19 protein-coding genes are annotated in these 25,724 nt (G+C 64.7%); 1 reads left to right on the top strand and 18 read right to left on the bottom strand.

The genetic code is table 11. From position 1 onward, the window contains the following. Positions 1-317: 317 nt before the first annotated feature. The 10 genes from ACFYO1_RS02430 to ACFYO1_RS02385 form a co-directional block, all read right to left on the bottom strand. On the bottom strand, positions 318-1,148 hold the full coding sequence (locus tag ACFYO1_RS02430; protein ID WP_387226372.1) for an ESX secretion-associated protein EspG: 831 nt from the start codon (positions 1,146-1,148) through the stop codon (positions 318-320). A gap of 84 nt (positions 1,149-1,232) precedes the next feature. Continuing rightward, on the bottom strand, positions 1,233-1,550 hold the full coding sequence (locus tag ACFYO1_RS02425) for a WXG100 family type VII secretion target (protein ID WP_387226370.1): 318 nt from the start codon (positions 1,548-1,550) through the stop codon (positions 1,233-1,235). Positions 1,551-1,596: 46 nt separating this feature from the next. After that, positions 1,597-1,995 carry a hypothetical protein gene (locus tag ACFYO1_RS02420; protein WP_387226368.1) on the bottom strand — a complete coding sequence of 133 codons (399 nt, stop codon included), beginning with the start codon at positions 1,993-1,995 and terminating at the stop codon, positions 1,597-1,599. Positions 1,996-2,041: 46 nt separating this feature from the next. Continuing rightward, a complete protein-coding gene (locus ACFYO1_RS02415) occupies positions 2,042-3,352 on the bottom strand; it encodes a PPE family protein (protein WP_387226366.1) in 1,311 nt (436 codons plus the stop codon). 29 nt (positions 3,353-3,381) lie between these two features. After that, the gene (locus ACFYO1_RS02410; RefSeq protein WP_387226364.1) at positions 3,382-3,702 is read right to left on the bottom strand and encodes a PE domain-containing protein; all 321 of its coding nucleotides are present in this window, start codon (positions 3,700-3,702) and stop codon (positions 3,382-3,384) included. A gap of 93 nt (positions 3,703-3,795) precedes the next feature. Further along, a complete protein-coding gene (gene eccCa / locus ACFYO1_RS02405) occupies positions 3,796-7,803 on the bottom strand; it encodes a type VII secretion protein EccCa (RefSeq protein WP_387226362.1) in 4,008 nt (1,335 codons plus the stop codon). Further along, positions 7,800-9,350, bottom strand: coding sequence for a type VII secretion protein EccB (eccB, locus tag ACFYO1_RS02400; RefSeq protein WP_387226359.1), 1,551 nt, complete (start codon positions 9,348-9,350; stop codon positions 7,800-7,802). Before eccB ends, eccCa begins: the two co-directional genes overlap by 4 nt. Positions 9,351-9,386: 36 nt before the next feature. Then, entirely contained in the window at positions 9,387-11,147 is a 1,761-nt protein-coding gene (gene eccA, locus ACFYO1_RS02395) for a type VII secretion AAA-ATPase EccA (RefSeq protein ID WP_387226356.1), read from the bottom strand. 647 nt (positions 11,148-11,794) lie between these two features. Next, the gene (locus ACFYO1_RS02390) at positions 11,795-13,519 is read right to left on the bottom strand and encodes a hypothetical protein (protein WP_387226353.1); all 1,725 of its coding nucleotides are present in this window, start codon (positions 13,517-13,519) and stop codon (positions 11,795-11,797) included. Positions 13,520-13,547: 28 nt separating this feature from the next. Continuing rightward, entirely contained in the window at positions 13,548-14,501 is a 954-nt protein-coding gene (locus ACFYO1_RS02385) for a C40 family peptidase (protein WP_387226351.1), read from the bottom strand. A gap of 202 nt (positions 14,502-14,703) precedes the next feature. On the opposite strand from ACFYO1_RS02385, the gene ACFYO1_RS02380 reads away from it, so the two are divergent. Beyond that, positions 14,704-15,807, top strand: a complete 1,104-nt coding sequence (locus ACFYO1_RS02380; protein ID WP_387226350.1) for a hypothetical protein — start codon at positions 14,704-14,706, stop codon at positions 15,805-15,807. Between the two features lie 86 nt (positions 15,808-15,893). Here the strand turns inward: ACFYO1_RS02380 and ACFYO1_RS02375 are convergent, their stop codons facing one another. The 8 genes from ACFYO1_RS02375 to ACFYO1_RS02340 form a co-directional block, all read right to left on the bottom strand. Beyond that, positions 15,894-18,044, bottom strand: a complete 2,151-nt coding sequence (locus ACFYO1_RS02375; protein ID WP_387226348.1) for a hypothetical protein — start codon at positions 18,042-18,044, stop codon at positions 15,894-15,896. Between the two features lie 88 nt (positions 18,045-18,132). Continuing rightward, a complete protein-coding gene (locus tag ACFYO1_RS02370) occupies positions 18,133-20,025 on the bottom strand; it encodes a type VII secretion target (RefSeq protein ID WP_387226346.1) in 1,893 nt (630 codons plus the stop codon). Positions 20,026-20,087: 62 nt separating this feature from the next. Further along, positions 20,088-22,454, bottom strand: a complete 2,367-nt coding sequence (locus ACFYO1_RS02365; RefSeq protein ID WP_387226344.1) for a hypothetical protein — start codon at positions 22,452-22,454, stop codon at positions 20,088-20,090. Positions 22,455-22,459: 5 nt separating this feature from the next. After that, entirely contained in the window at positions 22,460-22,768 is a 309-nt protein-coding gene (locus ACFYO1_RS02360; protein ID WP_387226342.1) for a hypothetical protein, read from the bottom strand. Between the two features lie 29 nt (positions 22,769-22,797). Next, the gene (locus tag ACFYO1_RS02355; RefSeq protein WP_387226341.1) at positions 22,798-23,172 is read right to left on the bottom strand and encodes a hypothetical protein; all 375 of its coding nucleotides are present in this window, start codon (positions 23,170-23,172) and stop codon (positions 22,798-22,800) included. Next, entirely contained in the window at positions 23,144-23,893 is a 750-nt protein-coding gene (locus tag ACFYO1_RS02350; protein WP_387226339.1) for a hypothetical protein, read from the bottom strand. The genes ACFYO1_RS02355 and ACFYO1_RS02350 overlap by 29 nt, the downstream gene beginning before the upstream one ends. Beyond that, entirely contained in the window at positions 23,890-24,213 is a 324-nt protein-coding gene (locus ACFYO1_RS02345) for a hypothetical protein (protein WP_387226337.1), read from the bottom strand. The genes ACFYO1_RS02350 and ACFYO1_RS02345 overlap by 4 nt, the downstream gene beginning before the upstream one ends. Next, positions 24,210-25,715: a PPE domain-containing protein gene (locus tag ACFYO1_RS02340; protein WP_387226335.1), complete on the bottom strand. Its 1,506-nt coding sequence runs from the start codon at positions 25,713-25,715 to the stop codon at positions 24,210-24,212. Before ACFYO1_RS02340 ends, ACFYO1_RS02345 begins: the two co-directional genes overlap by 4 nt. Positions 25,716-25,724: the final 9 nt, after the last annotated feature.

The raw sequence follows: 25,724 nt of genomic DNA, 5'->3' as shown, positions 1-25,724 counted from the left end.
AGTCTGCGACTGATTGGCTTCTTGTTGCTCAACCGGGCCGGACGGATCCGTGGTGGGCGGCCTCGAGGGAGCATTCACGCCCTGCGGCAATGCGCCCCCAGCGAGCGCACCCATCGGCGGCCGCTCGCCGGGCTGACCGATCACGGGATCACCCGGCCGGTGCGCGAACTCCGCGTGCTGGACGGGAGCAGCCGAGCCCTCCGCGGCGAAGTATGCGTCGTAGCCACCTTGCGGTCGAGCAGATTCGACCGCGTGTCCATTCGTGCCTGATCCTCGGCTCATGGTCAATCGTCCCTCTCACACTCTTCGCTGGACGTTCAACTAATCCGGCTGGTTCCGAACCAGCTTCGTCCCGGCAACAGGTCGACCAAAGCGGCAATGCCGGCCTGCAGTGCTTCGTCATCGCCGGGTCGGTACGTCGAACGCACCTCGCCGTCCAACGCGACTCCAGGCGTGACGACGATCCGCCCGAATAATGTGTCCAACACGCTCAAGCACACCGGGGTCTCCACTGATCCGCCGTCCCGATGCTCGGTCATCAATATCTCTGCTCGGCAAACTATTTCGTCGAGTGCACGGGTCAGCACAGTCGCGGTCTGCGAAGATGCGCCGAGCTCGAGCAATGCCAATGGCCGATCGGCAGGGTTGGTTGGTACAGCTGTGAACTCCTCCAAAGTCGCGGTCAACGGATTGAATTGCAGAGCCGGATACGGGCCGAGCGCCGCGCCGACTACCGCGGCCACCGTGTCCAACTGCCGATCTTCCTGAAACACCGACTGGATGACGACCTCGTCGTCACAACGCAACGCCAATACGTGACTCCCTCCGCCACGCACCAAGGAAAGCCGTAGCATCGCGTCCGGCTCGCCGTAGCGGCCGATACTCACGATCCGCCCGACCAACTCCATATCTGGCCGATACAAACATCGCAGCCAATGCTCGACCATCGGGTGCACGCGGTCGCCGGTGATGACCCCCTTCTCAGCGAGGTCAGCAGCAACAACAGCGTGTACCCGGTCCCGGTCCTCGACTTTCTCGATATTCGGCATCAGTGCCAATACCGCAGGGTAGGAGTCGATGCCGACCATGTCTTGCAACAGCAGTGCGGCATCGACGTTCAGGTTGATCGCGACAGGATCCGCGTTCACATATCCACCAGGCATGTGCACCCCAGACGTAGTCATGTCTCATTGCTGTCCGCATTGCGCCAGCATGAACACGACTACGCTCGACTACACCACCCGGAGGCTACCGACACTGGGTGCCAAGAACCTGTTTCCGTTGTTTTGATCGGTGACGTGCATGAGCCCTTGTGTACCCGCCGCCTGGGCGATAGCACCTTTAACGCTGGCAAGCGTGGCGTTGTATTGATTCATCTTGTTGTTCAACTGGGCCATCACCTCCTGATATCCGTTGGCGCCGACACCGGAGAAATCGGCCAGCAACTGATCACGCAGTGTGGTGATGTTGCTGAGATTGTTCTCCATACCTTGCACGATTGCCTGCAGCGTGACGACATGAGTGTCGACCATCTGGTAATTGTATTTCATGGTGATCTCGTGACCTTTCGATTAGCTTCAAACTGACTGGGGGACGCTACTTCCACGAACTGACGTCGACTTTGCTGGTATCGAATCCCGACACCGCAGCAGCGCTGTTAGCCCAGGTTCCGCCGTCTACGTGTCCGTCAGCGCCAAGCACGGCGTTGACGTGCGCAGCACCCTCCATATCCTGCGCGTCCACTTGGACTCCGGCGACATTTAGGGCATCGATGATCTGCTGCAGGGTTCCGGCCAATGAAAGGCCGGATGTATGCGCATTTCCCAGGGTGTTGTAGATCGCATTGCCAGCGCCTTGACTGACAACTGCGGCGTGCAGTTCATCTTGAACAAAAGACAATGATTTCAGATGGCTCTCCAGCTCTCCACAGCAAGCTGCGGTTTGATTAGCCGAATTCTGCATCTGATGCGCGTCGCCGGTGAATGTAATGCTCATCACGTATTCCTTTCGTGATCGGTCTCGGTTTCGGCCTCGGCGTAATTCACCGTGGACGTTCTTGGGTGGGGGGCGCTGAATCCTCGTCGTCCCGCTGTAGGACACCGAGCAACACTCGGTCGTCGAAGGCTGATTCGTCCGGTTCGTCGCCGTCGCTGTATTCGAGTACACCGATAGACGGTGCTCGATCCAGCAGCGGCACTTCGTACAGTTCGCCCGGAGTGAAGATTTTGCCGGCTTTGCGCTGGGTATCGTCAGCGCGCCTGCGCAACTGCCCGGCCGGCGCGGACGCACCGCGCGGCGCGGCGGCCCGGCCGACGGGAGCACCGGCGACCGGCTGAGGTGACGCGCCGAACGCTGTTCCCGGACCCATAGACGACCAATTCGTCGGCATCCGAAATCCCGTCGACACTCCGGACATCTGACCGAGTCCGCCGCGGATCATGCTCAACGGAGCGAGGCTGCCGACGCTTCCGTTCAATCCGGCGAGGGTTGGAGAATACGGTGACGTTCCCGCGAAGCCATGCTGCGCCAAACCACCGTCGACGCCACTTCCCCCCGGGTTCGCCAGCGAATCCGAGTTCAAGTTCGCAGCCTGATTCACGTCGGAAATCGCCTGCTGCGTAAGCGAATCCGGCGATAACGGCTGTTCGGGCACCGACTGAGCGGCATTGGAAACCGAGTCTCCAGCTTGGGACACAGGATCACCGGCTTGCTCCGCCAAGGTACTTACCGTATCCCCTGCGTTGGCTAAACCGTCTGGGGAACCGATGGCACCGGCTCCCGGGGCACCGGGCGCGGACAAGGGAGCGCCCCCGCCGCCTGGCATTGCGATACCGGGTGGCATCGTCGGCGGCGGAACCGTGGACAGTGCGCTCATCGCCTGACCCGCATAGGCATTCATCACCGCGGCGGTCTGCGCCCACAACCCGATATATACGGCCTCATTCGCGGCGAGAGCAGGGGTGTTCTGTCCCATCGCATTAGTGGAGGCGAGTCCTACCGAGGTGGCACGGTTCGCCAAGATCACCGGCAACATCGCCGCCGCATACGTACGCGCCGCCGAATAGGCGGCTGCCACCGAGGCGGCGGCCGCGGCAACTCGTCCAGCGACCGCCGACTGATGACGCAACCAGTTCGCATGATTTCGGAACGCGGCCTGGGCCTTGTCGGAAGCGGGGCTACGCCAGGACGCGGACAACGCACCGGTAGAACCATCGGATCCGCCCGCCGCCGCGAGCAAAGCATCCGCCATCTGCGCGTACGCCGCCGCGGTGGCGCTCATCGGCGCCTCGCCAGGACCTGTCAGCAACATCGCACAGGCCAATTCTGGCGGTGCCGCCCCGAAGTCGAACATAAGCGGAGACATGACGAGAAACCTGCGCCCTATCTCGGAACAGTCGAACCCGCAGCGGAGACATTCGCGCTACCGGTCAGATCATCGGCGGTGTATAGAGCGGCGACAGGGGTCAACTCCTGCGAACCGGTGATCAGGTTGGCGATCCCCGGGTGGGTCGACATGCCGAAGAATGTCGGCTGATATGCGCTGAAGAAACTCGCGGCCCAGCTACTCACAGCGTCAGCGGCCGCAGGCACCGGCGTAGCCGCAACCTGGGTAGCGCTCGCGGCGGCGGAGAGACTGGCTGCATTCGCGGTCTGCTGCGCGCCGATAATGGGAAGCTGCTCCGGAATAATTTCGAGAGACATGGAGTCCTCCTGATAACGAGCGTCTGCTCGTGGCGAGCGATACAAACAGAACGTTAAGTTATTCCCAGCCTTGGGGACGGCTCCGGATCAGGCCTATGACGGCGTCCAGGCAGCCTGCACGAGATCGCGTCGTGAGTGCAGCGGCTCTACGAAGATCCCCCGGCCCACCGGCTGCTTCGTCGGTTTGACGTCACCGATCAGAATGCCGTCGAGCTTCGAACCGTCCATGATGAGGCCCGACGAGTTGAGGTTCTTGATCTGGCCGAGCACGCTGTCGTACAGCGCCGTGTCTGCCTGGGCGATATTGCGGGCGATGATCACATGCAAACCCGTATCGCGGCCGTCCACAATAATATCCTTCAGCGGGTCCAGCGGATTCATCATTCCGCGTTGTGCAACCATGTTGTAGTCGTCGACAACTACAAAAATTTCCGGCCCGGTCCACCAGGATCGCGCTTTGAGCTGCTGCGAGGTTACGCCGTCGGGAGCACGGCGCTCCCGCATTTTCGCCGCGAATCCAGGCAAGCCGTCCTGCACATCACGCTCGCTGGTCAGATACCCGATCAACTGCTCGTCCGGGATCGCGTCCATGTGCTGACGCCGATAGTCGACCAGCAGCACCCTGGCCTGTTCGCTGGTGAACTGCGCCCGGATCGAGGCCAGCAACGCCGCGAGTACCGTCGACTTTCCGCATCCAGATGAACCGAGCACGATCAGGTGGGTAGAAACGCCGAAATCGACTGCGGCAGGGCCGAGATCGGACTCGCGGACGCCGAACGGCACCACCAGGCGCTGGGCGAGATCGACCGGCTCCGGCATCGCGGCGCGGATCTCGTCCATGCCGATGCGAGCGGGAAGCAGTTTTACCTCGGGTGCGCGCCGTCCGGGCACCGATCGTGTCAGGTCGGTGATCGCCGAGGCGAGGCCCGCGGCCGCCGACTCGGATTCGCCGACTCCGTCTGTCCGCGGCAGCGCGGTGAGCATGTGTAGACCCTCGGTCGACACCGACCGCCCGGGCCGATCCGGCGGGATCGCGGCGACCACCGCGCGATGCTGCAGGAACGTGGTGTCGGTGAGGTCGCCGAGTCGCATCTCGAGCCTGGTTTGCAGCAGATCCTTGATAGCCGGCCGGATCGCCGCCCAGCGCGAGCTGCTGATCACCAAATGAATGCCGTAGTTGAGGCCCTGTACGGCGATCGACTCGAGTACCGGCAGGTACTCATCGAAGTATGGGCCGGTGACGGCGAATCCGATATCCCAGCCATCGATGACGAAGAAGACATCCCCATGGTGGTCGCCATGGGCGGTGATCACGGCGGACTCCCCCGGAGTGTTCCTGCGGCGCCGGAACTCACGCATGCTGTCGATGCCGAGTTCGCTGAACAACGCCTGCCGATGGGCCAGCAGTCCGGTGATCAGGGCGAAGGTTCGCCGGATTCGATCGACCTCCCGTGCGGCGGCGACCGAACCCATATGCGGCAAGGCACGGAGTCCGGAGAGTCCTCCCGAGAAGTCGAGGCAGTAGAACTGCACCTGTTCCGGGGTATGCGTGAGCGCGGCCGACATGATCAACGTCTGCAGCGCGGTCGACTTTCCCGACTGCGGGCCACCGACTACGGCGACGTGCCCGCCAGCGCCGGAAAGGTCGATCGACCAGACATCCTGTCGCTGCTGGCGGGGCTTGTCCACGATTGCCATCGGCAATTTGAGCGAGCCGGGGACCGCGGTAGTGATCAACTGGTCCAATGTCGGCGGTACGCCGAGGGGTGGCAGCCACATTTTGTGCGCGGGCCGCCCGTGGCCGGCGAATTGTTGAAGGACCGTCTCCATCACGGTCGCCGGGTCGACCTCGGGTGCTTCCACCTCCGGAACGATCGGCTCCGGTTCAACCGGCTGGACCGGACGTGCGTCCACGATGTGCGCGGCGGTGAACGGTTGTGGCGGCAGGTAGCCGCCGCCCGTCCGCCGGGCCCGCTGGGCACTGGCGGTGGCCGCCTGTGCAGGTGGCGTGTAGGGACCGCCCACATACGCGGCTTGGAATCGCTGCAAGTCACCGGAGCCGACACGCAGGTATCCCGAGCCCGGCTTCTTCGGCAGATGGTAAGCGTCGGCGGTGCCGATGGCGTCGCGCGAGTCGCTGGTCTGGTTGGTGCGCAACGCAACTCGGTACGACAGGTGAGCTTCCAACTCTCCCATTCGGTTTGCGGGCACCTTCTGTGACGAGAGCAGCAGGTGGATACGCAGCGAACGGCCGAGCCTGCCAATGGCGACGAAGAGTTTGGCGAAGTTCGGGTACTGCTCCAGCAGCTCGGCGAACTCGTCGAGGATTACGAGAAGAGTTGGCAGCGGGGGCAATTGGGCACCCTGCTCGCGTGCGCGCTCGTAATCGGCGACGCTGGCGAAATTTCCCGCGTCACGCAGGATGCGTTGCCGCCGAGCCATCTCGCCGTTGATCACGTCTTCCATGCGGGTGACGAGGTCGGCCTCTTCCTCCATGTTGGTGACCACGGCGGTGACGTGGGAGAGGCGGTCGAAGCCGAGGAACGTCGCGCCGCCCTTGAAGTCGACGAGCAACAGGTTGAGCACGTCCGGGGAATGGGTGGCTACGGCCGAAAGCACGAGCGTGCGAAGGAATTCCGACTTCCCGGAGCCGGTGGCGCCGATACACATGCCATGCGGGCCCATCCCCTCCTCGGCCGACTCCTTGATGTCGAGGTACACCGTGCTGCCCATCGGGTCATGCCCGAAAGGAATGGTCAGCCTCGACCGGTCGCTGTCGGGCAGCCGTGGCCACTGACGGTCGACCCTGATCGCTCCCGGATCCGGTATGCCGAGCATCTCCTCCCAGCTCGCGCTGCCCTTGGCTTGCTCGGCGGCAACGGCTTCCACCACCGTCGACAACCGGTAGGGCGAGACGCCGCGCGCCACCGCGGTGACGGCGGGCACCGTCATCAGATCGGCCACCCCGACACGTCGGCTCCCCCGAGTTGTCACCTCGTGCAACGCCCGGTCGGCACCCACGGTGAATCGCAGCGCGCGCGGCAACGTCTGCTCCGCGCCGCCCAGGCGAAGCCACGTGCACCCGTCGATACCGGAGATATCGCGGTCGGTGGCCGGACCGCTGACATCGACGATCAGCACGAAATGCTTTCGGTCCATGGAGGGTTCGGAATTGGCGGAGAACGGGCCGCGGTTGAGTCCGGCGAGTACCGCCGTCCGCAGTTCGGCGACGGTGCGGTACACCATCCGGCTCGGTCCGATCGCATCGGTCTGGCTCGGATGCTGAGTGTGCGGCAACCATTTCAGCCAAGACCATTGCGGCGCATCGGGATCAGACAGTACCGCGGCGATCGACACCTGATCCGGTCCGTGCAAGACCACCACCTCGGCGATCATCGCGCGAACCAGGCCGGCCACCATTTCGGCATCACCGTCGAGGCCGACCTGCGGCGCCGATAGCAGGTTAATAGCGACCGGCATACCGCCGACCGTCGAGTACGCCTTCGCGAACTTCGTCACCTCGACGACACCGACCGGATCCAGATCGGAGGTCGGCGCGGCCTCCGGCACGATCACCCGTACCTGGTTCGCGATCCGGCCACGCCCTACCCGCACCCGCATGAACTGCGGGCTGGCGACCTGCACCTCCCACATCCGCTTGCCACCGACGAGTCTGGCGATCTCGGCCGGGCCGGGGTGGGTGTAGCGCAGATACTCGAACAGCTCGACTTCCGACTCCCACACGGTTTTCCGGTTGTCCGCGATGCTGCGCAGGTAGTCCTTGCGCTCCTCGTTCAGGCCTGCCGCGCCGGCACCGGAGTTGCCTCCGAGTACGCCGCCCATCATGCCGCCCATCGACACCAGCATCATGATCGGAAAGAACATCATCATCGGAGACACGGCTCCGCCGCCGCGGAACATCATCACCATCATTCCGCCCATCCCCGCGACCATGACGACCGGCATGATCATCTTTAGCCGGGACGGCGGAACGGGTTTCGGCAATTCGGTGGGCGCCGCTAGGCGCAGCTCGGTGACCGCCGGCGCCTTCGGACCGCGCTCTATCCGAGCGGGCCGCACGAACCTACGCGTGCTCGTCACGGTGTCCCTCCGCCCAATCCGGCGACTGCCTTGTCCGTCGGAATGCCGTCGTGCACGATCTGGGCGTCGCGGCGCGACAGCGTCGGACCGACCGCGAACAGCGAAACGACGCTCCACGGGGCCGAGACCGGCGATCCCAGTCCAAGTGCGGTCAATGTGGGGTCGGAGGTTCTGTTGGCGCCGGAGTCGTTGCGTTCGACGGCGATTCCGTATCGCACGCCGCTGTCGGAGATCCAGTAGAGCGATTCGCGCAAGGGCGACGCCGGATCGGCACCGGTGACCTGAACGAAACGGCCGGTGTTCCTCGGCAGGTAGGCGGCGTCGGCGGTCGTGCCGCGGGAGAGCGGCGCGGTGACGAGGCCGACGGTGCGTTGCTGCTCGGTCGGAGTCAGTGGAAGTTGCCTGCCGACAAGCAGTTCGGTCGCGGCGTTCGGGTCGCTGCCCGCGCGCGACCAGTGATAGCAGGTCACGCCGGATCTGCTCGGATCGATGAGACGCACCGGACTGTTCGGGAAGGTCTGTGTTCCGGGCCAGGAACCCGGCCGGAGATTTGCCGCGATCACGTCAGGGCCGACGACGAGATTGGTGATGGATCCGTGCGAATCGGCATTGCGCAGCATCGCCGCGAGCACCGAACTGATTCGTACTACACCGGATTGGGACACAAGATAGTAGGCGGCACCTCGGTCGGGGGTCGCCACCGACAGCACCGACCCCACCGCGACGACCGGTCCTGAACTCAGCGTCACCGCCATGCCAGCCCCTGGAACGCCGGGCACCCGAAGCGGCGGCACCTCTGGAATCGCGTCGATCAAGCCCTTGGACACGGCGAGCACCGTCGTGGTCGGGTCGATGCCGAGAGCGAGGGTCACCGGCGAGTCACGCAGGTCGATGGCGGCACGCACCACACCCTTTTCTACGTCGCCGTAAATCAGCCAGGTGGTGGTGCTGTCCCGCATCAACCGCGCTTCGCCGGGCGCCAGGCCACGAATCGCGTCGTTGTCCATGGTGAGCGGACCGCCGATGGCGGTGGTCTGCACCGGCGACAGAGTGACCATCGGCAATCCGGTCGTCGGGCTGACAGGTGCTGCCGCACCGACTTTCGCTACGTCGCACACTGTCCACGACGAGTTCCGGTCACGGCTGTCGGCAATGCTGCCGGGCGCCCCCGGAATACCGACCAGCGGGCCACGGGGATACTTCGCCAATTCATCGCGAGAGACCGACACCGGGTTAGCTGCCTCACCTGCGACGAGTCGCGCTGAGGTCAAGTTCAACGCCGGATAGAGGCGATCGCCGAGGTGAACGAACAACGCTCCGGAGTCGGCTTCGGCGATGATTTTGGCGTCGGCCACTTGCTTGGCCGGTTTGAAGAAGCCCAATGCCGCCGCGCCGGCGACCAGAACACAGGCCAGCGCGATGCCGATCGATAACGCGGTCGCCCGCCCTCGCTGCGGGTCGTCCATCATCGAGGCATCGCGGCGAACCAGGGCATGCTCCATCCGGCGAAGCAGGAAACGCCAGCCCGAGACCTGGTGTTTGGTCACTACTCGAAAACGCGCCACCGGTTCTGGTCCCTTTCGCTAGGCCGAGGTGGTCCGGGCCAGCCCCTCCAGCGCCGCGGTGATATCGAAGGCATCGATGGTCATCAATTCCTGGTCCGTCATCGACCCGATGTCCATGCCTTCCCTGGTGAAGCGGTAGTCGCGCTCGGCCTCGGCCGCCTCGATCACATTGCGCACGAAGCGGCCGTTGCCGGCCAGGTCAATCAACCGGCGGCCGTTCTTCGTCCGACCGGCAAGCTCACCGCAGCGGACATGCAGGATCTCGCGCGCCTGCTCGGAAAGCACCGAGTCCTTGCTGCGTGCGATTTGTTCTGCGATCCGAACCAGTTCGTCGGGTTCGTAGCTGGCGAACCGGATCCGCTTGGTGAACCGCGAGGCCAGACCCTCGTTGGAGCCGAGGAATCGGTCGATCTCGTCCTCGTATCCGGCGATGATCACGACCAACTTGTCGCGATCGTTCTCCATGCGAGCAAGCAACGTATCGACCGCTTCCTTCCCGAATGCGTCGCCGCCGGAAAGCCCCTCCTGGATAAGGGTGTACGCCTCGTCGATGAACAGCACCCCGCCGAGCGCGGAATCGATCAGCGCGTTCGTCTTCGGGGCGGTATGACCCAGGTGGGTGCCGACCATGTCATTGCGTGACACCTCGATCACTTCGGCGTTCTCGACGACCCCGAGGCCCGCGAAGATCTTGGCGATCACCCGCGCGATGGTCGTCTTACCGGTGCCGGGGGGCCCGGAGAAAATCAGATGTTGCGAACGAGCCTCCACCGCCAATCCGCGTTTCGCGCGAACCTGGTCCATCAACACACCGGACTTCAGCCGCTCGACCTGCTCTTTGACCGAATCCATGCCGATCTGCGCCTGCAGAAGTTCCGAAGCCTCGGCCTGCAAACTCTCCCGCTCGGCCCGTGCCGCCGAGGCAGCGACTTCAGCGGGGTCGTCACCCGACTTCGCATCCCACCTGTCGGTGCGCGACGCGATGACCTCGGCGGGGACAATCTCGAGCTGAAATGTCTTGTCACGTAACGCGCGTGACCATTGTGGGCGCTGCGCCCACAGGTTCGAGCCCTGTAGACCCTTCAATATCTTGTCGGCGACCTCGTGTTCCCCATTGCGCCGGAACAGCATTCCGAGCAGGTAGTGCGCGTCCGCCCAGATATAGGACTTGTTACCCGACGCGCTTTCCTCGACAATCCGTTGCGCGCGCGGTAGTGCCTCGTCCACCCGTCCGAGATGTGCCAGCGACTCCGCCGACATGAGCTCTGCTGCGATATCGAGCAGTCCGTCATCGAGCACAGGCCGCGCCTTACGGGCGGTAAGCACATCCGGCCAGCGGCTGGTGCGGAAATAGAGCGACATGCGCACGAAGTCCGCCACGTCGTCGCTGGGCACGCTATCGAGAATCACTGCGGCTTCCTGCCATTCGCCTGCCTCGGCGTATGAGCAGGCTTGCGCGATCGCGATCTGATCGCGGTCGGCCATAGCGATTCGCAAGCCGTACATGCCCATTTCGACTTGGCACCACAGCGCGCGATCGGCAAGACCGGCTCGCTGCTGATCCCGATAGAGGTTGTGCACCGATCGGTACGCCCCGTAAATCACCTCCGACGTGACCTCACCGGCCATCGCTCGGCCCAGCCAGGCATCACACATGTCCGGATCCAGATTCGTGGCGGCCTGGAAGGCCGCTGTGGCATGCTCGTCGTTTCGCACGCCACCGGCGACCAATCCGAGAGATTGCACGCCGGTGTAAAAAGCGTCCTCAGCCGCTGTCAACTCGGACTTCCCTTCAGACGATCTCGCCCGATCGACGATAGCGGCGGCGCGTCCAGATTCGACCTGAGCGTTCCCAGCACCGGGAAGGGGTTGTGCGGGGCAATCCGTACGGCCCAGGTTCGCTATTTCACCGCTAATTAGTGGTACATTACTAGATGGCTCATCAAAAATGGTTTACGATTAAGTCGGTGACAGGCCCCTCATCCTGTCATCCCCTCAGCGTCGGCCGGTCGACCCACCCCCACCTCGACCGGCCGACGCGCCCCGCACGACCGTGACACCCACCGAACACCGCACCCCAACGGCGTCTAGCAAAAGTCCTCGTCGGCGATACCCGAGTTTGCTCTCCTTATTTTAGCGCCACAACCTGGTGCGCCATAATTCAGTGTTATAATTCTGAGCAGGATCGGTGATTCTGCCGCTCCTTCTGCACGGGGGGTAGACCAGCACAGACCCCACTGGTCACCACCCCTCGGCAGCGGGTCGCCTCGCCCTCGTCGGCGATCCCTGTCGGCGGCGGTCGATCGTCTTACTGCCCGGATCGGCCGCCGCACCCCGGAACCCCCCGGTAGACGCCAGCGAACTTCGACAGCACACTCGCTGGAACCCCTTCTACGAAGTTCAGCGTGTGCCGAACGACCGGGAGCTCAAGCCGTAGGGCGTGGCGCGACAGGCACGGCGGGCGCGATGACAGCGGGCCGGGCCGTTTTCGATTCCGTTTCCTCAGCAGAGTTTTCGAGCTCTGCCTCACAGTCCTCTGTTGTTTTATTGATCGGTCCGGTGCGATGCGCCTCAGCAGCGGTCGGCACGAAGACCCGGGATGGCACATTCTTCGCACGGTCCGGTTTCGACCACGGCGTCGCCAACGATTCACGCTCCGGAGCGCTGACTGCGGGGGGAAGCACCTTGGGGGGTACGACCTTCGGGGCACTCGTCGCCTTCGGGGCACTCGTCGTCGCAGCAGGAAGTCGGCCGGAGCGAGCCCATGGGCTCGCTGGAGTGGGCGAACCACCTCGGGCATCGGGTTGCCGCGGAGCAGATCCCGGTGGACTACCGGTCATTCCGTCCCGAGGTTGCGCAGGGGCAGCCGGTCCAGAAGCCGACGCCGAGTCGTCATGTCCGGCTTGGATTTCACCGGGCCGCGTCGGCGGCGCAGCTGTGACCGTGGCGGCCGAGCTGACTGAATCGGCATGTGGATCGGGCGATTTCGTCGATGCGGTCTCCGACACGCGGTCGGGCGACGCATCGCTGGCCGGGTCCGAACCCGGTCCGTCGCCAGGAACGATCGGTTCGGACGTTGATCTGAGTACGTCGTCTCCCGACGCGCTGCCGACGGACGAACTCGGCGGCCACGATCGGGTCGGCACGGTCTCGCTCGGTGCGGTCGAGTCCGCAGCGTTGTTGCCGGACGCCGACGTACCGGGGGGCCAACCGCGGTCGACCGACTGCAGTGCTGCCTGATGAGCAGCGGCGTCCACAATGGGCGGCGACGCATATGCGGCGTGTACGTCATTCGCATCGGCCGAACTCGGTACCGCATTCGGCGCATCGACGACCGCGACCGGTACATCGGCGCCGCCGATCCGCGGCAATTCGAGCGGACGGCGCAGGAGCGGCATCTGGTAATCGCCAGGAGTTATCGAAATCTCACTACGACTACCGGGTGTCGCGAAATCAAGCGCGGATACATCGGCGGCGAACTTGTTCGCATGCTGCAAGATTTCGTCGGCATAGCTGTCGAGCATGTCGGCACTACGCAGAACCTCGTCCGGCTCGATATGCAGCGTCTCGGCGGCGGAATGCGCCGGCGCCTGGCCGTCCTCCGGCATGACCGCTCGATAAACCAGACCCTTTATCATGTCATCGATAGCATGCTCGAAGGGTTCGATCGCCTTGCCTATCACCTCTGCGACCACGTAGCCGATCACGCTCTGCTCCATCTGTGTGCACACCCGGCGCGCGGCGGCAGCAAGCGCGGGAGTCATCAGCCCCATGCCCGGCGTCGCGAGAATGGTAATGAACGATACGGTCATTGCCGCAAGTTGAGCGATCACGGCGATCTTCACCGCGAGGATGACGTCAGCGGCGACCTCCAGCGCGCCGGCCACGAGCTTGCAGACACGGTCGAGTTCGGCCATATGCGTCGCGCTCATCGCGCCCCACGCGGCGACAAGCTGGTTATATGAATAGCCGGAATAGAACGAATTCATATCCTTGATGAGCTGAGTCGCCGAGTCGTGCGTTTCGTTGACGTTCTGGGTGAACTGTCGCATGTGCTGCGCGAGCGCACGCACATCGTCTTCGTTGATGTCGGGATACTGGACGCCAACGAAATTGAGAAAAAACGCGACCTCATGCGGCAGTTCGAGCATTACGCCATGCCTCCGCCCCGGTGATCCGTCACAGCACACGCACCACCACGGCATTGGCGGGCATCGGCGACCATTTGACCGTTGAGCCGGAATGCGGCGCCTCGATGACCATGCCGTCTCCTGCGGCAAGCTGTACGTGTCCGGGCCCCCGCGCGGTAAACGAGTCGGCCGGGAAGACCAGGTCGCCCGCGCGTACATCGTGGGGGCTGATCCGGACACCACTGTAGATCTGCTCATAAGTCGTCCTCGGCAGGATGACCTGGCCGTTGCTGGCCTGCGCGACCGCGTACTGGGTCAGACCCGAACAGTCGAAGCCGCCGCCGGTCGGCCCGCCCGCACCGCCGCCACCCCAGATGTACGGGGTGCCGAGCCAACCGCTCGCCGCACTGACCGCGCGCCCGCCTGCGGTCCCGTCCGACGGGACCGGGGTGCGTTGGCGCGGCAGACGCGGGCGGGAAATCGAACGCGGGCGAGTTCGCCTGCGTCGTCGGCCCGAAGTCCGCCGCCGCGGCGGCAGGTTTTGCGGAGCAGGCGGCGGGACAATCTGGGCTGCCTGCTGTTGCACCGCCGCGACATCGGAGGTCACCTGTTTGGTCGCGCTTCCGAGCGCCTGCTGTGCGACATCCAGCAGCGCGGGCCCACTGAAGCGCACGTCCCCGACGGACGCGATCGCCCGCGCCCTCGACCGGAAGTCGGCGATCTGATTGGTCAGTCTGCTACGCCCGTTGAGGCTCCCGTCCCCGGTCGCCGCGACCGTGCTGTGCACAGCATCATCACGACCCGCCTGCGCCTGCGCGACCGCGGTCTGCATGTCCAAGGTGCCCGCGTATGCCTTGACGCCCGCCCCGGTGTGCGCGCGCAGGTCAGCGGTGTGTTGCTGAGTCGCGGCGGCGGTGTCACCATCGCCCGGTTGCCCGGCTCCGTAGAGATCGAGCAACGATCGAAGCACCGTGCCGGTATCGCCCGTCACATCCGGCGACATCTGTACGACCCGCCCTCGCGCATCCCAATCGCCTCCAATTCCGTGCACACATTGTGATATCGATGAAAATCCATGCCTTCCCAACTTTGGGGACCACGGATAGGACCTATACGGGTGAATTCCGCACGCAATGATTCACCTTCCCATAGCCGGGAAGGCGCGAGAATCGGGAGAAGTATCCAGGGAGGCAGGTGCAGTGGTAATGGCGGCGAAAACAGCCTCTGCCGGTGCCTCGAATCGGACCGCGCCAAAGCATTACGCCAGTGTCGATCTCGTGCCACCGAAAGGCGCCTCGATCGGACTCGTGCACTTTATCGGAATGGCCGATGCGGCAATTCAGGATGCTGTCGATCTGCTCGGGCACGGCGTGCCGACGCCACCGCCGGAGGTCGCGGATCTGCTGCAACCCGTAGTTTACCGCAACCTCGGGCAGAGCGAGGCCACCGAGGAGTACCAAAAAACAATAAGCGCGATCGATGCAAGACAGGGCGCCCTGCTCACCATGGACCGGCAGGTGGTGACGACATCGAATGTGATTGCCGCCGAACAGAACCAGACCCTCGGCAGCATTATGCAGGATGTCGACGCGCTCAACGCCGCGTTCCGGAACGCGGAACCGCCTCTGCAGTCGGCGTCGAATCGGCAAGCGAGGGTCGCCATCGAGGTACCGCTGATGGACACGATCGCCCACACGATCCAGCGGGTGTACGCCAGGGTCACGGCGGTCTACCAGCTCAATACCCAACTGGCGGGTAATTCGAATTCCGGCACCCCCCAGAACACTACGGCCGGTCAGCAACCGGCGGCAGGCGGTGGCGGCCCGGATCTATTGTCGTCGCTGCTGCCGATGGTCGCGATGCTGCCGATGGCGGCGATTCCGCTGATGTCGCTGCTGCCAGAGTTGTTGAAGAAGCCTGAGGACAAGCACGGCAAGGACGACAAGAAGGCACCCGGCGACCCTGCTACCGCGGCATCGGACAACTCCGCACCACCCGCTGACCCGGGCGCACTGCCCGCCGATCAGGAACCGCCACCGGCCACCGCCAACGCCGTTCCCGCCAACCCGGATGCCGCTCCCCCCGCCCCGCCCATCGACCCAGGGGCCAAGCCTGCCGATCCGCCAGCAAAACCGGCGGACTCGGCGAAGTCGACTGACCCCAAATCACCAGCACCTCCGCCGCTCGCACGTCCGATTACCGCGCCCACTGTCCGCCGCCGCCAGATCACCGACCCGGCGCGAACAGCCGACGTTGCAGGCGAGACGGATGCCACGGCGACAGACGAGAGCGAGCCACAGGAAGTCTGACCGGGGACGAGTCGGCCGCCGAGCTTTCAACTCGGCGGCCGACTCGTCCCCGGCCCCTTTGTCCAATCCTGTTCGTCCCTGGCGGATCACGCTTTCGCGGGCACCGGAGGCTTGGGAGCCGCGGGCGCAGTCACGGCGACCGGCGGCGGCGCGGGGATGCCCGCAGTACCGGTCATATCGACGCTGCCTGGATGGAAGAAGCCCATGCATCTGACCGGGGCGCTACTATCCGCGCCGGTGCCTGCTTGGATAACGCTGCGGACAGCCTCTGAGGGATTAACCGGGTCCGGCAATTGAACGAGATCATGATAGGTGACCAATTGCATATGCCCATCAGTAACAACGACGATACCGGTACGGATGGTGCCGTTGTCGGGATTCTCCCACCGCACTACATCGCCGGTCCTAGGGGTACCGTCGACCGGGGTCAACGACGTATCGCCGTACGCGGCGAGCGCATCGATTCCATTCGGGTTGTTGTATTGATTGTTCACCGCCTGAGCGACCGACGCGGGCACCGACTGTTTCAAATCCAAATCGCCCACTTTGAGATTCACCATGGACTGCGGCGCATGCGCGGGCGGCGGCGCAGTATTCGCGTTAGACACGGCCGGCGGTGTGTCCGACATTTTCGTTTCCGGTGGATTCGTGAATGGATTCGACGGCACCTTCGGCAGCTCATTCGAGTACGGCCGCCCACCGGGATCGGGTATCCGGTTCGGATCGAGCTGCTGCGGTTTCTGCTGGTTCGCCAAGTTCGCCATCATCTGCGGTAGGCCGGCCATCATTTGCGGGAGCATAGCCATCGACGCCATCGGATTACCCCCGGGATTGGCCTGGGGTATGCTGGCGTTCCCGGGAATCGATCCATTAGGCAATCCGCCGTTTTGGAGCTTGTCGATCACCGATCGAATTTTCGATGCCGGATCCGGGGCGGTGACCGTCGACTTGTCGACATCCGACTCCGCGTCGTCCGGGTCACCTTTGTTACCGAGTACATCGTCGACGAGCTGACGATGGTCCGGGTCCGGGATGATCGCATCGTTCGGATTTCCCGGCGCCGGTCCTGGCCCGGGCCCCGGCGCCGGTCCTGGCCCGGGCCCCGGCGCTGGTCCCGGGCCGGGACCCGGGCCAGGACCCGGACCGGCTGGGCCTGGACGAGGCTTTTCTTTCTCTACATGTGCGCCCAGCTTTGCCATCTTGTCCGCGACCGACTGCACCTTGTCCTGCACCTTGTACACAGTGTCCGCGATGGCCTGGACAAGTTTGTCCTCGACCGGTTTGGAAATCTTGTTCGCAGGCTTCGTCGCGTCAGCGGGCAGAGCGTTCACGTTGATCGCCGCCCCTTGCAGCTGCCCCTTCAGGTCGCCGACGAAGTTACCGACGGCGGTCAGTCCATCGGTAATCGTTTTCGGAACTTCTTTGGCGTCTTTCTCGACACTCTTGTTCTTGGACAGGAGATCACTGGCGACCTGCTTTATATCCGCGAGATGCAACGTATACTTATCGGTCATCAGCGAATGATTCGTGGCATCGACGATCCCCGCCTTCTCCAGCACCTTGGAGTCTTCCGGATGCTCGTCCGCGTGCCCTTCGTGCAACGCGGCAACCAGCTCGTTGATGCGCAACTCGCCGACTGTGATGACAAATCGCAGCATTTCCGATGCGCCATACGGATAGAACAATGGGAATCGAAAACTACTAGCTTTGGGTTCGAATAATGCCGAGACAGCTCTGTCGTCGGTCATAACCGCAATTGTGCCGTCGTCGAGCAGGCCGACGGAATTGTTTTCGGCCACGGATTTCACCGTGCGCACGATCGAATCGAGGAAGCCGACCTTCGGCTGTTCGCCGCCGAACGGTTTACCTTCGCTATCGGTAAAATCACTGATCTTGTTGCGGTTGCCATCGGCAAGATAGAGCCGGCCGTCAGGTGCGGCCCGGACGGCAATTTGGCTCAGGTTGGTGCCCGGCGGCAATTTTGACGTCCACTGCTGCACGACGCCCCGGTCCGCATTGTTCAATACCAGCGTACCGTCCGGCTGCAGCGCCAAGGTATTGCCGCCCTTGGTGAGTGGCGCCCCAGGAATCAAACGTTCATTTTGCCCCAGGGTCGACCGATTGACGGCCCCACCCAGAATCGCCGGTCCTGGCTTTGGACTCGGCGGAGCGGGCAACAGTTCCGGCGGAATCCACGGAGTAAACGGGCCGATGTAGGGAATCTTCGGTGCTGTCATGAGTGCGCGACCCCACGCCTTGTCGTCGCGATTCCAGGTCTAGCCGTCGTCGCCTGTGACATCGTAATCCTCGCTTTCACAACGCTGTTCATGAGTCGACCGACATGCCGGGCGGTGGCGCCGACGAAGGCGCGCTGATCGCCCCTGGCTGCGGCGCTGCAAGCGCGCCGGGTGCGGAGACCGGGGTGTCCTCGTCCGTTCGGTCCGCCTCGGTAACCGAGACCGTCTGCGGAACCGAGACGGCGACCGGAACCGCCACGAACTGCGGATGTCCGACGATCTGTTCGTACGCATAAACGGCGTCGCGCAACGTCTGCCGTGTCGTCTCGCCGGCAAGCAGCAGCACCAGTTCATTGCATCGACGCTCGAACACCAAAGCGCGCAGTGCCGACCCCTCGTCGGCAATACGCAGTTCGCCGAGGCCGATCTGCCCCGCGTCGATGCGCTGCGAAAGCATCGACGCGACGAGGAGCCCGTCGCTGTCGCGCAACTCTTCCCACCACTGCTCAGGCACTGGCTGACCTGCCTGGGCCATCGCCAGAATACGATCCCGCAACCGCCGTGACTCCGCCCCCGGCACCGGACTCGAACCCGTTCGCGCGAGCCTTGCGTGCACGTCGAGGGCCAACTCGACGCACGCGCCGCGAATCGCCGAATCCGCCGTCTCCGCAACGTGATCCAACATGTCCGCCGAACCGATCAGGCCGAGCCGGTCGGTGGTGTCGTCCGTGGCGTTGCGCAGATCGACATCGAGTGACGGTCCGACCATGTCGGCCATGGCTGCCTCGCCGAATCGAGTACGCAACCCGGCGCCGATCGGTCCCGAGGAAGCCAGGGCGGACAGTCGCGCATTGGCCTTCGGCCCCCAGACCAAGCCGAATTCGGCGAGCACCCGGGCTGGGTCGGACACGCCTTCCCAGCGGGCGGCATCGTCCTCGCCGAGCAGCTCGTCCCACAGCCATGGCGTCGACACCATCCGCGGCAAGAACAGCCCGGCCGGGAGCCAGCCGCGGCCTTCGTTCGACGTGATGAAGACGGCCGCACCGCCGGGTCCACGCAGAACGGCGACCGCCCATGCCATGCCGAACGGCGAGTCGACCGCGGCGAGCACGCCACCCAGTAGCGTTCGAGCGACGATGAGGTCGTCGTTCACCTCGTCGCCGATGGCATGGGCCGACTCGGCCTGCTTGTCCTTGGCGGCGGCCACCGCGGCCGCGAACGGCGTCGGAACCGGCAGCGGCGGCGGCACCGGATCGACAGTCGTCGAACCAGCCTGTCCACCGGTGTCCGGACCACCGGTGATCGGCTGACCGATCGGAGCAACGGGCGCGACCGATCCTGGCGGCAGCACGCCGCTCACCGGCGGCGCGGCGTGATCTTCGGTGGGTACGGCACCATGCGTAGCGACGACCCCATCCGCGTCCTCCGTGCGAGCCGGTGGACCGGCCACGGTGTCGTCGGCTCCGGCGGGTGGGTGGCCGCCGTCCGTCGCGGCGGACGGCACGCCGTTGGGGAGCAGCGGAGCAGCGATGCCGTTTCCTTGGTCGTGTCCATTGAGTGGGGACTGATGGTCGGCGGGACCAACGGGTATCGAGTCAGGTTTCGGCGCGCCGGCGCCTCCGAGAAGGTGATGTAAGGGATTGTTCACCGGATCGCGATGGTCGCCGAGCGCTCCGCCCCCGGCCCGAATATACGAACCACTCTCGTCATCGGCTGTTTCAAGGGCGTGAGCGGACTCACGCAGCGCCTTCGCGGTCCCGTCGTGGTCGGCGGCCAACTTGTCGCCCGCCAACTTACGAGCATCGTAATAACGGTTCAGCGCGTCGAATACCGGCTGTGCGATCGGCCCGTAGGTGTCCAGAAAGCTGTCGAGCCAGGCCTGGGGCCGCTCTGCCCATTTCCGGGTATCGTCTGCGACCTGCTCGTGCTGGATGGCCAGCTGACGAAGCACCGCAGGGTCGATATTCATGCTTTCCGGCATGATCCATCAAATCCTTTCCACCACCGATAGGACCATTGTCGAGCATTCCCATCCATGGGGGTTCAGTAATCGGGTGCGACTGTGACCTGCGGCTGGCTCGTAACGGTCAACACCTCCGACTGAGCGAAAAATGGATGTCCGGCAATGTGCGCGTGGGCATATACGGCATCGCGTAGACATTGCCGGGTGGGGTCCTCCGCGAGCAGCAATACCAATTCATTGCATCTGCGCTGAAAAGTCAGATCACGCAATACCGAAAATTCCGATGAGGCCCGATGAGACCACTCGGCTCGCAATTCTCCGAGAGCCGACCGCGACACGTCCGATCGGTGCAGCGTCTGCGATGCCGCCAGGAGATCATCGATGTCTCTGAGTTCGTCCCAAAGGCTCGCCCCCACAAGGCCGCGACGTGTCGCGGCCAGAATCTGTTGCCGCGCGTCTGCCACACCGAGTTCTCGAAAAGGACCCGGCCCGGCCTCGGCGACCCTGCGGTGTGCGTCCCAAGCCAGGTCCGCGCACCGTCCGCCGATGGCTTCGGCGGGCACCGAGGCGACGTAGTCGGTTGCTTGCTGTGAGGCGATGAGTCCGAACCGGTCGATCAATTCTGGTTGCGGCGTGCTCAGGTCAAGTTCGGCGGATGCGGCTACCTCGCACGCCAGCGATACGCCACCCAACTGTCCGCGCAGCTTGCGATCGATCGGCAGCGACGAGGCCAAGGCCGACATCCGCGCACCCCGATCATGACCGAATACCGTCGCGAATTCGGCGAGTACGCGTGCTGGATCGGCGATTCCCTCCCATTCGGCCTCCGCAAGCGCCCAGTGCCATGGTGTCGACACCGCGCGCGGCAACAAGAGTCCCGCCGGGATCCAGCCTCTGCCCTCGGTAGAGGCCAGAAAAACGCTGGCGTGGTCGTCCTGTCGCAGCACCGCGACTGCCCACTGCAACCCGGCTACCGATGAGCCTGCCACCTCAAGGACGCCGGCCAGCAATGTCCGTGCCAGTATCAAGTCTGCGTCGACACGGTCGCCCACCAGGTGAGCTGGCGCCGCCGCGGTCACCATCGCTGCTTCGACCGCGCCGCGGACGAGTTCGCGGCTGTCCGGCGCGGCCGCGCCGTCGCCTTGCCGTGGAACGCGGTGCGGCGATTGCGGTTTGAGGTGGGCAGCCGAGGCATCCGACGAGTGGGTGGCCGGCCCGGCCGGCGCACGTGACGATTCCGGTGCCCGCGATTCGGTCAGCGACGCGGGTGAGCCGAAAGGGCCTGCCGCCGAACCGGCCGATGGCGACCTGGCAACGAATGGGGTGACAGCGGCCGAGGCCATACCCCCGGCCAGCGGTAGCAGACCGGGGACGATCAGTGGCTTCGGTTCGGCGGCCGCCGCGTCCGACGGCGCCTGGCCCATGCCGATGCCGGGTCTCGAGCCGGAGCCTGGTGCCGTCAGCACGTCGTGAACGGGCGAGGCATCCGGCGGTTCGTCCGCCGTATCGGACTTCGCGCCCACCGATTCGACCTCGTTCTCGCCGGAAGTCGTTGCAGGCGAGTGCGTTCGCGACGCAGCCCGGCCGCCGTCCACCGTTGCCTGGCCCGGGGTCGCATCAGCTACTTCGGCCGGCTCGGAACGTGATTCAGCAGGCGGGTCCGCCACGCCGCTCGCCGGCGGGTGTGTTGTGACGACTCCCGGCAACGGCGTAACAGCTCCCGACGCTGTGGAAAGCGCCGATTCTCGCACTGGCACAGTGCCATCGGGGCCACCGGTCAAAGGCGATCCGGAGCCTGCCATGGTCTCACGCGACCTGGACTCGTCCGACCTGTCCGCCGCGGAAGCGCGCCGATGCTGATCGCGCGGCGGAGCGGTCTCGCCGTCCCAGCCACGCGTTGTCCAAGGGCTCGGTTGCGCCAACAGGGCTGCGATTCGTTCGAGCCCAGGCAAATTCGCTGGATTGATCACGCTCGCGGAGTTGCGCATCACGTCTGCGATCTCCTGACGAGCGGCTTCGACGAGTTGCACGACCCGCTCCTGCGACTCCAGGCCGCTTTCGCTACCACCAGATTCGTCGATCAGGTCATTCTCCGCCGCGATATCCTTCGTGGTCCGGTCGACGATATCCAGGATTTGGTTGCGCGTCCGGTCGACGAGCACCGCGAAGTCACCGAAGGTGTCGGCCGCGGCAACCAGTGCGTCGGCGAACGCGCGTTGCGTGTGTTGCTGCGAACGCATGTCATCCTTGATCGGCTGCAGGCCAGCACCGAACCGGACCCGGTCATCGAACGCGTTGCGCGCCTGTTCGATTCGCTCCAGGCCCAGAGCAACAGCGTTGTCGCGTGCTACCCGCTCCATCGCTCGCCAGTACGCAGGCGACATAGTGGGCCAGTTCGCACCGACGATCATGTCCCAGTAGGGACCGTCGGGCTCTGGTTCCCACACGATGATCAGCCTGTCCCGGCTCGAGGTAGCTCGGCGGCACCGCGCGCGTCCGCCGCCTCGACCGTGTTCACAACATGCGCTGCGTGTTGATACAACGACTCGGCCCGACGATCACTGTCCGCAACCGCCTTGCCGAACGTAGCCCTGATCCAGTCCGTCCTCGCCGTCAGCGCACGGTCCAGCGCTGAGGCGGCACCGCGATCGGTCACGAAACTGTCGACCGCACGAGACACCGTGCCGTTGACGGCGTCGACGGCACGTGTGAACCGACCTGCCGCGGCGATCACCTCGGACGCTTCGTCCATATCGAGCATGTCGGATCCTGTCTGCCGAGTCGTCCTGGTCAGGCCGTGCTCGCGCCGAATTCGGCTTCCTCCGCTGCCCGGTAACCGGCCTCCGTGGGCAGGTCGAACGCGTCTACCGTGTAGGAGCGGGTGCCGTTGTACTCCATCTCGGCGCGCAAGCCGACCCTGGACTTCATATGCGCGAGCCGGGCGAGCCGTAGCAACTGATCGGCCAGCCAGATATCGCCGTTGTCGCACGCCTCGTCGGTGAGGTGCATCCCGATCACCTCACCGTCCCGGTTGCAGGCGACACCCGCAGTGCGGTCGGCGTTGAAGACCTCGTAGATCCGGCTGCCCCAATCGGGTTCTGCCGCAGCGGCGACCAGTTCCTCGAATTCGATATCGTCAGGATCGGTGGGGTACGTATCTGTCATCGGTCTCCTCCTCGGGCTGTCGGTCGAGTGTCGGATCGGCATTCGGTACGGGCTCTGGCGCCTCGTCCGCCGACTCCAGCTGCGCCACAAGGGATTTCCAGGCGGCGTCACCGACGGTCAGGACTTGGCGCAGGTTCCAGAAGCGAGCGCCGAGGTACAGCTCCCCGGTGCCGTCCTGGTCGACCTCCAGATGGTCCGGTCCGTCGGTCGGAGGGTTGAGACTTATCGTCGTGTTCGGCGGTCGTTTGTCGTCGACATTGACGAGCTCGGTCGCCACTCCCGGCATGAAGCTTTGCCGAATTCTGCGGCTACCCGCGACCGAAAGGCTCGCACAATTGGTGGTCAGCGAGATCTCGGAATTGAGCAGCAATTGCAACACCCAAGCGCGCGCGACGATGTCCGGCCGGTCCGCGTTCACCGCGATCGCACGGATTTCACCGAGATCCACCACCAGCACGGCCTCGGTGATTGTCACACCGATTACCACCAATCGCTTCGGTGAACCGATGGGATAGGGCAGGTCATCGGCCGCGAGGGTCATCACATCCGTCCCCGTGCTCGCGGTTGCTGGATGCGCGTTGACCGCACCGTTCGCAACGTCGATGGTGTACGCCGCGAACGGCTGCGGGGCCCGGCCGGCGACGGCGGCCAATCTGGCCAGGCCCTCATCGTGCAGCCAGCGCACCGTGTCGGCGACGGTAACCCCGCCCTGCTCCGTCATTGCGGTTCCACGAAGTCGGCCGGATCCGGCACGGTGTCCATGACCACCCGGTACTGCCGTGCCGCATCGGCGGTGCTTTCCTTGATCGCGGCCATGATTTCGGTGACGAGTTCCTGGCTAGTGAACCGATTCGTCGTGCCCGGCGCCAGATACAGCCCGGTCAGCCGTCCCATGGCGTCGACCTCCGGGATGATCGCGCCGCTCGGTGACGGCCTGCGCGCGCGAATATTGTCGATGTTCTCGCGTAATTCGGCGATCCGATGACGTAGATCGCGTGCGGCGTCGAGGGCCGCTTGCACGTCGGGATGGATGCTGCTCATGCGCTACCTCCGGATTGGGATGGAGCCTGTGCGGGGTTCGGGGTTGCGGGCGTGACCGTCGGCGCGATCGACGGCCGCTCCCCGATCACCTGCTCGGTGTGCGGAGTGTCGTCGACATACATCAGCCGATCGGGATGCCAGGCCACGACGCGGTTACGATCGCCCGTGCCACCTGCACCGCCCATCCCTGGAGCCATCGGCATGTACGGCATCATCGGCTGACCCGAGCGTTGAGCGGCCGCCTGCGCCGATGCCGTCGACAACGGCTCGATCACCGAAGCACGTTGGGCGAATGAAGAATTCGCGGTCGCGGGTGTTCCTGTCACCGGAGTGACCGATGGCATCGGGGCGACGTTGAACGTGCTCGGAGCGGCGGTCGACGAAGCGACATCCGGGATACCCGCGCTGACGTCCGACGGGGCGCTGATATCGCTGACGGATGGTGCTCCGGAATCCGCGTAGTCGGCGTAGTCCGGCAAACCGTCGTAGGAGTCATAGCCGGTCTCGGTCGGATCGTTTGCGGCATTGAGGGATTGGCTCAGCGGCGCGGCCGAGGCCAGCGTGCTCATCAGCACGGGGAGCAACGAGGACAGCATGCTCATGTCGGGGCTGCCGCCGCCGGTGCCGCCGGCCGCGGCGGCCGTTGCGCCCATGGCCGAATTGCTTGTGACCGGCGCGTTCGCGCCGACCGCTGTGGAATACCCGGTGATGGCGTCGGACGAACGGGCGTTCTGTTCCTGGAATTCGGCGAGTGCCTTCTGGGTACGCACCTCGTTCTTGGATCGCATCGCGGCCACGAGTTCCTTGCGCGTGGCAATGATCTCCTCCGGCGTCGGATGCTTGGCCTTCGCTGTATCGAAGGCCGAGCGGTAGTGGTCGACACCGTCGGCGAGCTCGTCGAATCCACCGGCGAGCCGGCTCAGCCAATTACGCTGCCGATCAAGGGATTCCGCCGCCGCCGTGCCGACCGGCGTCCAGTTGTGCAGAGTCTTCCCCGCGCCGTCGAGTTCGCCCGTCGTGTCCATCCGGAGGCCGCGGCCGAAGTGACGGAGTGCGTCGGCGAAGCGACCGGCAGGCCCCGTCCCGGGTCCAGCACGCAATTGCCGCGCGAAGGTCAGCGAGTCGACGGCTTCCGCAGAGCCCGACGGCCCGGCCGGTGGCTCCCGCGGGGTGAATTGCAGTACTCCCCCGACCGGATTGGTGACCGGGTCACCGCCGGCGCGACCGATCGAGCGAGCGTTCTCGTCGTCGGTCGTGGCGTAGTCCACCGCGGAACCGCCGACGTGGTGCGCGATGCTGTGCACCTCGCCGAGCGAGCCGAGCACGCCGTTGATCAGGGCAGCTGTTCGAGTGTTCAGATGGGGGACATAGTGCACGGAAATGGGATCAGCACCCGCCGGGGTCACCCATCCTTTCGGTATCGCCGTTCCGGTCTCGCGCACGTGCGACGCCAGCCTCGACGCGACCGCGACCAGCTCCCCGGGATCGACATTCAGTGCCATCACAACCTC

The sequence above is a fragment of the Nocardia sp. NPDC006044 genome, from assembly GCF_042871115.1.
Classification (GTDB): domain Bacteria; phylum Actinomycetota; class Actinomycetes; order Mycobacteriales; family Mycobacteriaceae; genus Nocardia.
Note: the sequence above shows the minus strand (reverse complement) of the source record. Positions and strands in the feature narration are given on the sequence as shown.